We start from the raw sequence: 12,290 nt of genomic DNA on the forward strand, positions 1-12,290 counted from the left end.
CAACGGCACCCTCCAAAAACCCGCATACGGCACATACCAACTTGCCCACACCACCCCCTTGACCACGCAACGCAACCCCTAACTACGCGGCCTTGCCTCAAGGGCGCGCCCGTTGGGCGCGTCGCGGTGCGATGGCCCTTGCGGGCCACCCTTGACCGACCGGCCCGCCCCGGAGGCATTTTTTCTGCCGGGACGCCCCCAGGGAAACGGCCAGGGGGGAGGAGGGGCATACGGGCGCATCAGAGCCCTCTCCCTCCCGCCCCGCCGGCCTCTTTCGTCCCAACGGCATCAGCAGAGCTTCGGCGACAGCCCGGAAGGGCTGTGACGTAGGGAAACGACGCCCAGAGCATCATCCGGAGGCATGAGCGCGTGAGATCGCTACGTGGGCGCCCTCGGCTCAGCGTCTCGCCGCCACCCGTGGCCGCGAAGCGCCCCAGACCGCCACACGGCACCGCCAGTTCAGCGACCGACCCCCGCCTGGGGCAAGCAGACGCGACAGACCGCCACACGCCAACACCACTCAGCGCCCACCCCCGCTTCAGGTTACGAAGCGCACCAGATCGCCACACGGCAGCGCGAGTTCAGCGGCCGGCCGCCGCCTGGGCGGCGAAGCGCCAACAGACCACTGCGCGGGCCGGACCGCTCGGCGCCCGGCCGCCCGGGGCCGCGAAGCGGCCCAGCTTCTCCATGCTCCTCAGCGGCACCGGGCCGTGGTGGGGCGCGAAGCGCACCAGCCCACCTCCACGGACCTCGCATATCGACGCCTGGCGACAGGAGACAGCATCCGCCCCGCCTGTCCCCTACGATCCGGCGGTCAGCCGCCGAGAAACGGCGCCCATGTGACGATCCGCGGCGTCCGCCCGCCCGAGAGACCGGGAGCAGCTGAACCGACGGCGCCCACGTAGCGATCCACCGCGCCTCCCTGCCCCCGACAGCGGCCAGGCGCTGAGCCGAGGGCGCCCACGTAGCGATCTCACGCGCTCATGCCTCCGGATGAGGCTCTGGACGTCGTTTCCCGACGCCGGAGCGCCCCGGCCGCCGCCGACGGGTCGGCTGATGCCGGTTGGGTGGGATGCGGCCGCCGGGGCGGGGGCGGAAGCTCCCTGATCCGGCTTGTAGGCCCAAGTACCTCCAGGCCGTTCCCCTGGGGGCGTCCCGGCAGAAAAAATGCCTCCGGGGCGGGTCGGTCGGTCAAGGGTGGCCCGCAAGGGCCATCGCACAGCGACGCGCCCAACGGGCGCGCCCTTGAGGGACCGGCCCGCCCCGGACACCATCAACTGCCGGGGACACCCCCAGCCACACCCCCGACCCCGACCCGTCGACTCCCGCCGACCCGCATCCCGCCGTCGCGCCCCGACGCCGAGCCGTCGGCACCCGCCGACCCCCGCCCCGCCGTCACACCCCCGACGCCGAGTCGCCAGCCCCCGCCCACCACGCTCCCGCCGTCACACCCCCGACCCCGACCCACCGGCTCCCGTCGGAAATCCCGATGATCCGCACACCCGCCGGCTGGCATGCTCTCGCGCATGGCAGCCCGTACCGCACGTCCCAGCCTTTACATCTCCGTCGACATCGAGGCCGACGGACCGATCCCCGGCCCCTATTCGATGATCAGCTTCGGTGCCGCCGTCGCCGGGCGGCAGGACGGGGACGCCTACACGCCGGCGGATCCCGAGCGGCAGAACTTCTACCGGGAACTGCGCCCGATCAGCGACGCGTTCGACCCGGACGCGCTCGCCGTCAGCGGCCTCGACCGCGGTCGGCTGCTGCGCGAGGGCGCCGACCCGGCGGCGGCGATGGACGCGTTCCGGGCCTGGGTGCGGGAGGTGGCCCAGGCCGCCGGGGCGCAGCCCGTCATGTGCGGGTACCCGGCCTCCTTCGACTGGACCTTCCTGTACTGGTATCTGATGCGGTTCGGCGGCGAAAGCCCCTTCGGGCACTCCGGGTGCCTGGACATGAAGACCCTGTACGCGGTGAAGGCGCGGGTCCCTCTGCGCGCCGCCGTCAAGGGCCGGATGCCGTACGAGCTGCGCTCGCGCCGCCGGCACACCCACCACGCCCTGGACGACGCGGTCGAGCAGGCGGAGCTGATGAGCAACCTGATGCTGTGGCCCGGCCCGGACGCCACATCCGAAGACGCCCCGTAGCCGCGGCCGCGGAACGGCGCGGGCCGGGCCGTACGCCACGCCCGCAGTGGGTGGCGTACGGCCCGGCGGCGGGGGTGCGGTCAGTGGGCGGGCAGGGGTTCCGGGCAGGCCTCGGCGGCGGTTTTGCGGCGCCGGGCGCCCAGGTGGTTGAAGGCCAGGTTCAGGGCGATGGCGGTCACGCAGCCGGTGCTGATGCCGGAGTCCAGGACGACCAGGAGGTCCTTGGGGAAGGCGTGGTAGAAGTCCGGGGCGGCGATTGGGATCAGGCCGATGCCGAGGGAGGCGGCGACGATCAGGGCGTTCTCGCCGCGCTCCATGGCGGCGCCGGCCAGGGTCTGGATGCCGCTGGCGGCGACGGAGCCGAAGAGGACGATGCCGACGCCGCCGAGGACGGGCAGCGGGACGACGCCGATGGCGGATGCGGCGATCGGGCAGAGGCCGAGCAGGATGAGGATGCCGCCGCCGGTGGCGACGACGAACCTGCTGCGTACTTTCGTCATGGCGACGAGCCCGATGTTCTGGGCGAACGCGCTGCACATGAAGCCGTTGAAGAGGGGGCTGACGGCGCTGCCGAGGGCGTCGGCGCGCAGGCCGCCCTCGATGGTGCGGGCGTCGGCCGGGCGGTCCACGATGCGGCCGAGGGCGAGGATGTCGGCGGTGGACTCGGTCATGCAGACCAGCATGACGAGGCACATCGAGACGATGGCGGCGACCTGGAACTGCGGGGCCCCGAAGTGGAAGGGGGCCGGGAAGCCGAGGAGGGGCGCGTCGGCGACGGCCGAGAAGTCGGCCATGCCGAGGGGGATGGCGAGGAGGGTGCCGGCGACGAGGCCGAGCAGGATGGCGATCTGGCGGAGGAAGCCGCGCAGGAGTCTGCGCAGCAGCAGGACGATGACGAGGGTGGCCGCGGCGAGGCCTATGTGCGGGATCGAGCCGTAGTCGGCGGCGGTGCGGTCCCCGCCTTGGGACCAGTTGAAGGCCACGGGCAGCAGTGAGACGCCGATGAGGGTGATGACGGTGCCGGTGACGACGGGCGGGAAGAAGCGGACGAGCCTGCCGAAGTAGGGGGCGGCGAGGAAGCCGGCCGCCCCGGCGACGATGATCGCGCCGAAGATCACGGGGAGGGCGTCCGCGCCGCGGTCCTTGCCGATGGCGATCATCGGGGTGACGCCGGCGAAGGAGACGCCGTTGACGAAGGGGAGCCGGGCGCCGATCCGCCAGAACCCGAGGGTCTGGAGCAGGGTGGCGATGCCGGCCGTGAAGAGCGAGGCGCCCATCAGGAAGGCGGTCTCGGTGGGGGTGAGCCCGACGGCCGGGCCGAGGATCATGGGCGGGGCGACGACGCCCGCGTACATGGCGGCCACGTGCTGGAGGCCGCTGGTGAACATCTTGAGCGGGGGGAGCGTCTCGTCGACCGGGTGCTTCTCCCCGGGTGCGGCGGCTGCGTCTTTGCGAAACCTGGGCGGTTGGGCCACGGCTTCCTCCGGTCGGTTAACACGTCGGCAGGACGTGGGTGTCATGGAGGTGGTGCGTGCGGTCTGCGGGTGGAGCGAGCGCGGGGTCGCGGGGTGTGCGGCGGCATGCGGAAACGATTCGCCCGAGTCATTTGCCGCGCGCCGGCACGCGGGGTGTGGCGGGGGAAGGGTGGTGCACGAGTCACCGCCCCTGGGTGCGCCTGTGGAGAGGATCCGCGGGCGCACCCCGGGAACGGCTCCCGCGGACCCCGCTCGGGTCCGCGGCCGCCGGCCGGGGGCCGTCCCCCCCGGCCGGACTTCCGGGGGGTCAGCCCTGCGCGGTGATGCGCGCGAGGCGCTGCGCCTCGGCCCGCGTGGAGCGGGCGATGGCGTCCTCGTCGGCGGTGAGCAGGCGGTTGCCCTCGACGATCTGCCGGCCGTTGACGAACGACGCCGTCACCGGGGCGGCCGCGCCGAAGACGAGGGCGGTGACCGGGTCGGCGATGGAGGAGTGCAGGAAGGTGGAGAGGTTCCACAGCACCAGGTCGGCGAGCTTGCCGGCCTCCAGCGAGCCGATGCTGTCGGCGCGGCCGAGGACCTGAGCGCCGCCGTACGTGCCGAGGCGCAGCGCCTGCCGGGCGTTGAGCGCGGCCTCGCGGTGCACCGGGTTCAGGCGGTTGATGAGCAGCGCATTGCGCAGCTCGGTGTGCAGTTCGCCGGACTCGTTGGAGGCGGTGCCGTCGACGCCGAGGCCGACCGGGACGCCGGCGGCGAGCATGTCCGGTACGCGGGCGATGCCGGCGGCGAGCCGGGCGTTGGAGGAGGGGCAGTGCGCCACGCCGGTCCTGGTGCGGGCGAAGGCCGCGATGTCGGAGTCGTTCATGTGGACGCTGTGCGCCATCCACACGTCCTCGCCGAGCCAGCCGGTGGACTCGAAGTAGTCGGTCGGGCCCATGCCGAAGAGCTCGTGGCAGAACTTCTCCTCCTCGACCGTCTCGCTGCCGTGGGTGTGCATGCGCACGCCGAGGCGGCGGGCCAGTTCGGCGCCCTGCCTGAGCAGTTCGGTGGAGACGGAGAAGGGGGAGCAGGGGGCGACGGCGACCTGGGTCATCGCGTCGAAGGAGGCGTCGTGGAACTTCTTGACGGTGGCCTCGGTGTCGGCGAGGGCGCCTTCGAGGGTCTCGACAGCGTGGTCCGGCGGCAGGCCGCCGTCCTTCTCACTGCGGTCCATGGAGCCGCGCGCCAGGGTGAAGCGGACACCCATCTCGGACGCGGCGCGGATGATCGCCCCGGAGAGGTCGCCGGCGCCCTTCGGGTAGACGTAGTGGTGGTCCATGGCGGTGGTGACACCGCCGCGGGCCATGGCGGCGAGGGAGCCCTGCGCGGCCGAGTAGGCCATCTGCTCGTCGATGCGCGCCCACGTCGGGTAGAGCGCCACGAGCCAGTTGAAGAGGTTGTGGTCGGTGGCCAGGCCGCGGGTGATCCACTGGTAGAAGTGGTGGTGGGTGTTGACCAGGCCGGGGGTCACGAGGTGGCCGGTGGCGTCGATCCGGCGCTCCACGTTCTCGAGGTCCGCGGGGGCGCTGCCCGGGCCGACGGACTCGATCCTGTTGCCGGCGATGACGATGTGGCCCGAGGCGTACTCGGTGTCGTTCGCGTCGACGGTCGCGATCGCGCAGTTCTCGATGACGATGCGCCGGGCCGCGCTGTCAGTGGCTGCCATGGGGCTTCCTCGTGCTTTCAGTGGCGGTGCGGGCACGGCAGGACCCAGGGATTTGAGTGCCGAAACCGGGGGCGTGGCAGCTGACAGTACTGCTGCCCCGTGTGATGCTCCGGGTGCCGAGTTCTGGAAGTTCGCGGGTGTTGCGGGTGCGGCGTGCGGGTGCGGCGTGCGGGTGGGGGGCCGGGTCCCGGGTCCGGGTCCGGGGGCTACTGCGGAGCCCCCGGACCCGGGCGCCCGTGCCGGTTCCGGTGCGGCCTACAGGTTGGTGAGGTCCACCGGGATGCGCGCGTCGGCGCCGTCCCTCAGGATGGTGGCCTCGATCAGGCCGTAGGGGCGGTCCGCGGCGAAGTACACCTCGTTGTCGTTCTTGAGGCCGAAGGGCTCCAGGTCGACGAGGAAGTGGTGCTTGTTCGGGAGCGAGAAGCGGACCTCGTCGATCTCCGAGCGGTGGTTGATGATGCGCGAGCCCATCTGGTAAAGCGTCTGCTGGAGCGAGAGGGAGTACGTCTCGGCGAAGGCCTCCAGCATGTGCTTCCGGGTGGCCTCGTAGGAGCGCTCCCAGTTCGGCATGCGCTGCTCGTCGTCGGTCCAGTTGAACCGCCAGCGGCCGGAGACCTGGGTCGCGAGGATGCGGTCGTACGCCTCCTGGAGGGTGGTGTACTTGTCCTTCACGTAGCCCCAGAACTCGGAGTTCGTGGAGTTCATGACGACCAGGTCCTTCAGGCCGGAGACGACCTCCCAGCTGCTGCCGTCGTAGGTGACCTGGGTGACGCGGGTCTCCTGGCCCTTGCGGACGAAGGAGTGCTTGACGTCGTCGGAGCCGATGAACTTCGAGTTGGCGTCCGAGGTGGGGATCCGCTCCCAGGCGTACTCCTCGATGCGGATGCGCGCCCGGTGGATCGGCTCCTGGCTGCCTACGAACCAGCGGGCCAGGTGGATGCCGAACTGCTCGGCGGACTCTATGCCGTACTCCTTGGCGAAGGCGTACACCGTGTTCTTGGTGGTGTCCGTCGGCAGGACGTTCGCGTTCGAGCCGGAGTAGTGGACGTCGTCCATGTCGCCGGAGAGGGCGACCGAGACGTTCAGGTCCTTGATGTGGTGGGTGTCGCCGTCCCGCGTGATCCTGACGACGCGGTTCTCTGCTTTGCCGTACTGGTTCTGGCCGAGAATCGTGGGCATGGTCTGCTAGCTCCCTCGGTAAACGGAGTAGCCGAACGGGTTGAGCAGCAGCGGTACGTGGTAGTGCTCGCCCGGGTGGACCGCGAACGTGATGGTCACCTCGGGGAAGAACGCACCGCTGTCCCTTACGCGGGGGGCGTCCTGCTGCGCCTCGGCGGCTTGCTTCTGTGCGAAGTACGCCTCGGTCTCGAAGTCGAGGCGTACGTGGGTGGTGCCCTCCGGCAGCGCCGGGAGGTCCTTGCAGCGCCCGTCGGCGTCGGTGGCCGAGCCGCCCAGGGCGGTCCACTGGGCGGCGGGGCCGCTGCGGGCCGCGAGCGAGACGGCGACGCCCTCGGCGGGGCGGCCGATGCTGGTGTCCAGGATGTGCGTGGACACGGAGGCGGTGGTGTCGGTGCTCATGAGCCCCGTCACTCTCCTTCGGCGAGTCGGGTCAGACGAATCCGGTTGATCTTGACGAGTTCTCCGCGGGCGATCTCCCGCTCGGCCTCGGCGGTGTTCCGGATCCGGGCCTTGACCGCGTCCCGCATCTGCTCGCCGGTCGCACCGGTGGCGCAGATGAGGAAGACGTGGCCGAACTTCTCCTGGTAGGCCAGGTTCAGTTCGAGCAGTTCGGCCTTGAGCTCCTCGGAGGCCCCGGCCATGCCGCGCTGCTCGCGGGCGGAGGTCGGGTCCCCGGGCTTCGGGCGGCCGATCGGCGGGTGGCCGGCCATCGCCTCGGCCAGGTCCGCCGCCGTGAGCTCCGCCATGGCGGCGTCGCTCGCGGCGAACAGGGCGGCGGCGTCGGCGAAGGGCCGCTGGGCGAGCACCTTGCTGCCCCAGGCCGCGCTCGCGCACACCTCGTGCAGCTCGGCCGCGGCCGCTGCGTCGTCCAAGGTGTTGAACCGGGTCAGCCCCGGGGTCGGACTCGAAGTCACGGGAAGCCTCCGTGGCCTGGTTGCTTTGACGGGCTGCGCATAGCTAACGCCCTGGACAACACCGCGTCAACACTTTGTTGAAATTTCGCGTACACAAAAGCCGCCGTCCGGTGGATTCCGGGGCGGCGGCCTGTGACGGTGGGTGGGTTCGGCGTCACCCCTGGTTCTTGTTGGGGTTCTCGCGGTTCAGGTAGTTGTAGACGGTGAAGCGGCTCACGCCGAGGGCGCCGGCCACGGTCTCGACGCCGTGGCGCACGGAGAAGGCGCCGCGCGCCTCCAGTATCCGGACGACGTCCTGCTTCGCCTTCCGGTCCAGCTGCGACAACGGTACGCCGTGGCGGCGCTCCAGCGCCGCCAGGATGTGGTCCAGCGACTCGCCCAGCTGCGGCAGGCGCACCGCGAGGAGGTCCTGCCCCTCCCAGGCGAGCACCACGTCGTCGGGCTGGGCCTCGGACGGGTCCATGAGCACCCCGCCCATGGCGTCGACCAGCGGTTTGACCGCGGCGACGAACGGGTGGTCGCGAGGCTCGGTCATGCGCCGCCCTCCCCGATCACGTTCACCTGGAGGGAGACGCGGGTCGCGCCGGCCCCGAGCGAGTCGCGCAGCAGCGCGGACACGGCCTCCAGGACCGCACCGGCCTCGCCCTCGGCGGTGTTGCCGAACGGACCCACGTCCACGGCGTCCAACTGCGCCCGCTGGATGACCTCGCGGGCGGCCACGGCATGGGCGGGGGCCTCTTCGAGGTCGAAGGGCTCGGTCGTGAACTCCACTCTCAATCGCACCTGGTCAAGCTACCCCGAGGTACGGAAAAACCGGCAGCCCCCACTTGACAGGAGCGGCGCCCGGCTTGCAGTCTTCCATCAAGCAGAAACGAACTTCCGCAATACGGAAGGAGCGCACACCCCTCATGGGATACACGGACCAGCGCTTCGATGTGAACCTGTCGATCCTCTTCACGGAACTCCCGCTCCTGGAGCGCCCCGCGGCCGCCGCCGCGGCGGGCTTCACCGCGGTCGAGCTGTGGTGGCCCTGGATCGACACCCCGACCCCGGCCGAGGAGGAGCTGGACGCCCTCAGGCAGGCCCTCCGGGACGCCGGCACCCAGCTGGTGGGGCTGAACTTCTACGCGGGCCGGCTCCCCGGACCGGACCGCGGCGCGGTCTCCGTACCCGGCGAGGAGTCGGAGCGCTTCCGCGCCAACGTCGACGTCGCGGCGGACTTCGCCGCCTCCGTCGGCTGCAAGGCGCTGAACGCCCTCTACGGCAACCGCGTCGAGGGCGTGGACCCGGCCGTCCAGGACGAGCTGGCCCTGGAGAACCTGGTCATCGCGGCCCGCGCCGCGCACCGGGTGGGCGCGGTCCTGCTGATCGAGACCCTGAACCAGCCCGAGTCCCCGCTCTACCCGCTGGTGAGCGCGCCGGCCGCGATCGACGTCGTCGACCGGGTGAACGCGGCGACGGGCCTCGGGAACGCCGCGTTCCTGCTCGACCTGTACCACCTGGCGATGAACGGCGAGGACCTCTCGGAGGTCATCGAAAAGTACGCCGCCAAGACCGGGCACGTCCAGATCGCGGACAAGCCGGGCCGGGGCGCCCCTGGCACCGGCGAGCTGCCGCTGGAGGACCTCCTCGACCAGCTCCGCAAGGCCGGCTACCAGGGCTTCGTCGGCCTGGAGTACAAGGCCGAGGACGCCGCCGCCTCCTTCGGGTGGCTGCCGGCCGAGGCCCGCGCCGCCCGCTAGCCGGCCGGATTCCGGACGTTCCCCCAGGCGCGCCCGCCGCTTTCCGTACCCCGCTCCGAGAGCTTTTCCAGAGAAGGACCCGTCACCATGAGCAACAACCTCCCCAAGATCGCGTGGATCGGCCTCGGCATCATGGGCTCGCCCATGTCCGAGAACCTGCTGAAGGCCGGCTACGAGGTCACCGGCTTCACGCTGGAGCAGGACAAGCTGGACCGCCTCGCGGCCGCGGGCGGCACGGCGGCGGGCTCGATCGCCGAGGCCGTCGGGGACGCCGACATCGTCATCACGATGGTGCCCGCCTCCCCGCAGGTCGAGGCCATCTCCTACGGCCCCGACGGCATCCTGGAGAACGCGAAGGCCGGCGCGCTGCTCATCGACATGTCGTCGATCACCCCGCAGACCTCCGTCGACCTGGCCCGCAACGCCAAGGAGAAGGGCATCCGCGTCATCGACGCGCCCGTCTCCGGCGGCGAGGCCGGCGCCATCGAGGCCGTGCTGTCCATCATGGTGGGCGGCGAGCAGGCCGACTTCGACGAGGCCCTGCCGGTCCTCCAGGCGCTGGGCAAGACCATCGTCCTGTGCGGCCCGCACGGCTCCGGCCAGACGGTGAAGGCGGCCAACCAGCTCATCGTGGCCGTCAACATCCAGGCGTGCGCCGAGGCCGTGGTCTTCCTGGAGAAGTCGGGTGTGGACCTGAGCGCCGCGCTCGACGTCCTGAACGGCGGCCTGGCCGGCTCGACGGTCCTGACGCGGAAGAAGGACAACTTCCTCAACCGCGACTTCAAGCCGGGCTTCCGGATCGACCTGCACCACAAGGACATGGGCATCGTCACGGACGCCGCCCGCAACGTCGGCGCCGCCCTCCCCGTCGGCGCGGTCGTCGCCCAGCTCGTCGCGTCGCTGCGCGCCCAGGGCGACGGCGGCCTGGACCACTCGGCCCTGCTGCGCGCCGTCGAGCGCCTCTCCGGCTCGCAGGTCTGACCGGGCCGGTCGCGCCGAGCCCCCCACAGGCGGGGGCCATGAGTTTCCGGACGGTGCCGGTGCTGACACCTGTCCTGTCGCGCCCAAGCGCCGGCGCCGTCCGGAACACCACCCCCACTCTTTCTTCAACAAACTGTTGACGCTGCGTTCAGCCCAAACCTAGGCTGTTCCGCATGACGGAAGCCGTTTTCCGTCAGCAGTTACCCGTACGGAAGGTCACCATGTCGAAGCGCACGCTGACGACCGAGTCCGGCGCCCCGGTCGCCGACAACCAGAACTCCGCCACCGCCGGCGTCGGTGGCCCGCTCCTCATCCAGGACCAGCAGCTCCTCGAGAAGCTCGCCCGCTTCAACCGGGAGCGCATCCCGGAGCGCGTGGTGCACGCGCGCGGCTCGGCCGCGTACGGCCACTTCGAGGTGACCGACGACGTCACCGCCTACACGAGCGCCGCATTCCTGAACACCATCGGCAAGAAGACCGAGACCTTCCTGCGCTTCTCCACCGTCGCGGACTCCCTCGGCGGCGCGGACGCGGTCCGCGACCCCCGCGGCTTCGCGCTGAAGTTCTACACCGAAGAGGGCAACTACGACCTCGTCGGCAACAACACCCCGGTGTTCTTCATCAAGGACCCGATCAAGTTCCCCGACTTCATCCACTCCCAGAAGCGCGACCCCTTCACGGGCAAGCAGGAGCCGGACAACGTCTGGGACTTCTGGGCGCACGCCCCCGAGGCGACGCACCAGATCACCTGGCTGATGGGCGACCGCGGCATACCGGCCTCGTACCGCCACATGAACGGCTACGGCTCGCACACCTACCAGTGGACGAACGACAAGGGCGAGGCCTTCTTCGTCAAGTACCACTTCAAGACGAACCAGGGCATCCGCTGCCTGTCCTCCGAGCAGGGCGCCGAGCTCGCCGGCCAGGACCCCAACTCGCACCAGACGGACCTGCTCCAGGCCATCGAGCGCGGCGTGTACCCGTCCTGGACGCTGTACGTCCAGATCATGCCGGCCGCCGAGGCCGAGGACTACCGCTTCAACCCGTTCGACCTCACCAAGGTGTGGCCGCACGCCGACTACCCGCTGCAGCGCGTGGGCCGCCTGGTCCTCGACCGCAACCCGGACAACGTCTTCGCCGAGGTCGAGCAGGCCGCGTTCTCCCCGAACAACTTCGTCCCCGGCATCACCGCCTCCCCGGACAAGATGCTCCAGGGCCGCCTCTTCGCGTACGCCGACGCCCAGCGCTACCGCCTCGGCGTGAACCACACCCAGCTGCCGGTCAACGCCCCGAAGGCGGCGGTCGCCGACAACTACGGCCGCGACGGCTTCATGGCCACCCGCAACGGCTCGCGGACCGACAAGAACTACGAGCCCAACTCCCACCAGGGCCCGGCCGAGACCGGCCTGGCGCTCGGCGCCCCGCGCGCCGTCGCCGGGTACACGGGCACCCACGCGGCCCCGCTGCACACCAAGGACGACGACTTCTTCCAGGCCGGCGAGCTGTACCGGCTGATGTCGGACGCCGAGAAGGAGCGGCTGGTGGCGAACATCGCCGGCGGCCTGTCCCAGGTGTCCCGCGAGGACGTCATCGAGAAGAACCTGGCTCACTTCCACGCCGCGGACGCCGACTACGGCAAGCGCGTCGAGGAGGCGGTCCGCGCCCTGCGCGACGCCTGAGCCACACAGGACGCACCGGGGCCCTGACGGGAGGTCGGGTCCCTGGTGCCGGCCCGCCGCCGAGGACCCGGATGAGGGGTGGTCCGCGGCACGGGCAGGACGAGGACCGCGGTGGCGCCGAGCCAGTGCGGTGGTAAAGGCCCTCAACGGCCCGCCTCTTGACCTGAGGGAGGCGGATCCGAGGTCCTGTCGGCGCCACCGCGGTCCCAGCCGCTCCGGTTCCTCGCAGGGGCTGCGCACAGAAGCCCCTGCGCGCCGGAGCACACCTCCCCCGCGAACCCGCCCGGCGGGAGCGAACGTCCTGTCGCGCCAGCCTCGCCCCGTCGGGCGGCAACAGCTCCACCCCCGGACCAGGGGGGGGGGGGGGGGGGGGGGGGGGGGTGGGTGTGTTTTTTTTTTCCCCCCCTCCCAGGACAAGGGGGGGGGGGGGGTTTTTTGGGGAGCCCTCCCCTGGGGGGAGCCCCCCTTCTT

The 12,290-nt window shown here is 71.2% G+C and carries 12 protein-coding genes; 4 read left to right on the top strand and 8 right to left on the bottom strand.

Annotated features, from left to right (window positions below):
- Window positions 1-581 precede the first annotated feature (581 nt).
- Window positions 582-731 (bottom strand): hypothetical protein, encoded by a 150-nt coding sequence (locus ACZ462_RS08125; RefSeq protein WP_467807517.1) that lies wholly within the window; start codon window positions 729-731, stop codon window positions 582-584.
- 795 nt (window positions 732-1,526) lie between these two features.
- On the opposite strand from ACZ462_RS08125, the gene ACZ462_RS08130 reads away from it, so the two are divergent.
- A complete protein-coding gene (locus ACZ462_RS08130) occupies window positions 1,527-2,147 on the top strand; it encodes a 3'-5' exonuclease (RefSeq protein WP_467807518.1) in 621 nt (206 codons plus the stop codon).
- Window positions 2,148-2,227: 80 nt separating this feature from the next.
- Here the strand turns inward: ACZ462_RS08130 and ACZ462_RS08135 are convergent, their stop codons facing one another.
- From ACZ462_RS08135 to ACZ462_RS08165, 7 genes are all read right to left on the bottom strand, one after another.
- Entirely contained in the window at window positions 2,228-3,622 is a 1,395-nt protein-coding gene (locus ACZ462_RS08135) for a nucleobase:cation symporter-2 family protein (RefSeq protein ID WP_467807519.1), read from the bottom strand.
- 307 nt (window positions 3,623-3,929) lie between these two features.
- Window positions 3,930-5,324, bottom strand: a complete 1,395-nt coding sequence (locus ACZ462_RS08140) for an 8-oxoguanine deaminase (protein ID WP_467807520.1) — start codon at window positions 5,322-5,324, stop codon at window positions 3,930-3,932.
- A 255-nt stretch (window positions 5,325-5,579) separates the two neighbouring features.
- Window positions 5,580-6,503 carry a factor-independent urate hydroxylase gene (pucL, locus tag ACZ462_RS08145; RefSeq protein ID WP_467807522.1) on the bottom strand — a complete coding sequence of 308 codons (924 nt, stop codon included), beginning with the start codon at window positions 6,501-6,503 and terminating at the stop codon, window positions 5,580-5,582.
- Window positions 6,504-6,509: 6 nt separating this feature from the next.
- On the bottom strand, window positions 6,510-6,902 hold the full coding sequence (gene uraH / locus ACZ462_RS08150; protein ID WP_467807523.1) for a hydroxyisourate hydrolase: 393 nt from the start codon (window positions 6,900-6,902) through the stop codon (window positions 6,510-6,512).
- A gap of 8 nt (window positions 6,903-6,910) precedes the next feature.
- Window positions 6,911-7,417 (bottom strand): 2-oxo-4-hydroxy-4-carboxy-5-ureidoimidazoline decarboxylase, encoded by a 507-nt coding sequence (gene uraD, locus ACZ462_RS08155; protein ID WP_467807524.1) that lies wholly within the window; start codon window positions 7,415-7,417, stop codon window positions 6,911-6,913.
- A gap of 154 nt (window positions 7,418-7,571) precedes the next feature.
- Window positions 7,572-7,952, bottom strand: a complete 381-nt coding sequence (locus ACZ462_RS08160) for a helix-turn-helix domain-containing protein (RefSeq protein ID WP_467882858.1) — start codon at window positions 7,950-7,952, stop codon at window positions 7,572-7,574.
- Window positions 7,949-8,200: a YkoF family thiamine-binding protein gene (locus ACZ462_RS08165; RefSeq protein WP_114054864.1), complete on the bottom strand. Its 252-nt coding sequence runs from the start codon at window positions 8,198-8,200 to the stop codon at window positions 7,949-7,951. The genes ACZ462_RS08160 and ACZ462_RS08165 overlap by 4 nt, the downstream gene beginning before the upstream one ends.
- A 125-nt stretch (window positions 8,201-8,325) precedes the next feature.
- On the opposite strand from ACZ462_RS08165, the gene ACZ462_RS08170 reads away from it, so the two are divergent.
- From ACZ462_RS08170 to ACZ462_RS08180, 3 genes are all read left to right on the top strand, one after another.
- The gene (locus tag ACZ462_RS08170; RefSeq protein ID WP_467807528.1) at window positions 8,326-9,159 is read left to right on the top strand and encodes a TIM barrel protein; all 834 of its coding nucleotides are present in this window, start codon (window positions 8,326-8,328) and stop codon (window positions 9,157-9,159) included.
- A gap of 87 nt (window positions 9,160-9,246) precedes the next feature.
- Window positions 9,247-10,140, top strand: a complete 894-nt coding sequence (locus ACZ462_RS08175; RefSeq protein ID WP_467807529.1) for a 2-hydroxy-3-oxopropionate reductase — start codon at window positions 9,247-9,249, stop codon at window positions 10,138-10,140.
- Between the two features lie 221 nt (window positions 10,141-10,361).
- Window positions 10,362-11,819: a catalase gene (locus ACZ462_RS08180; protein WP_467807530.1), complete on the top strand. Its 1,458-nt coding sequence runs from the start codon at window positions 10,362-10,364 to the stop codon at window positions 11,817-11,819.
- Window positions 11,820-12,290: the final 471 nt, after the last annotated feature.

Source organism: Streptomyces sp. NPDC031121 (assembly GCF_055570615.1).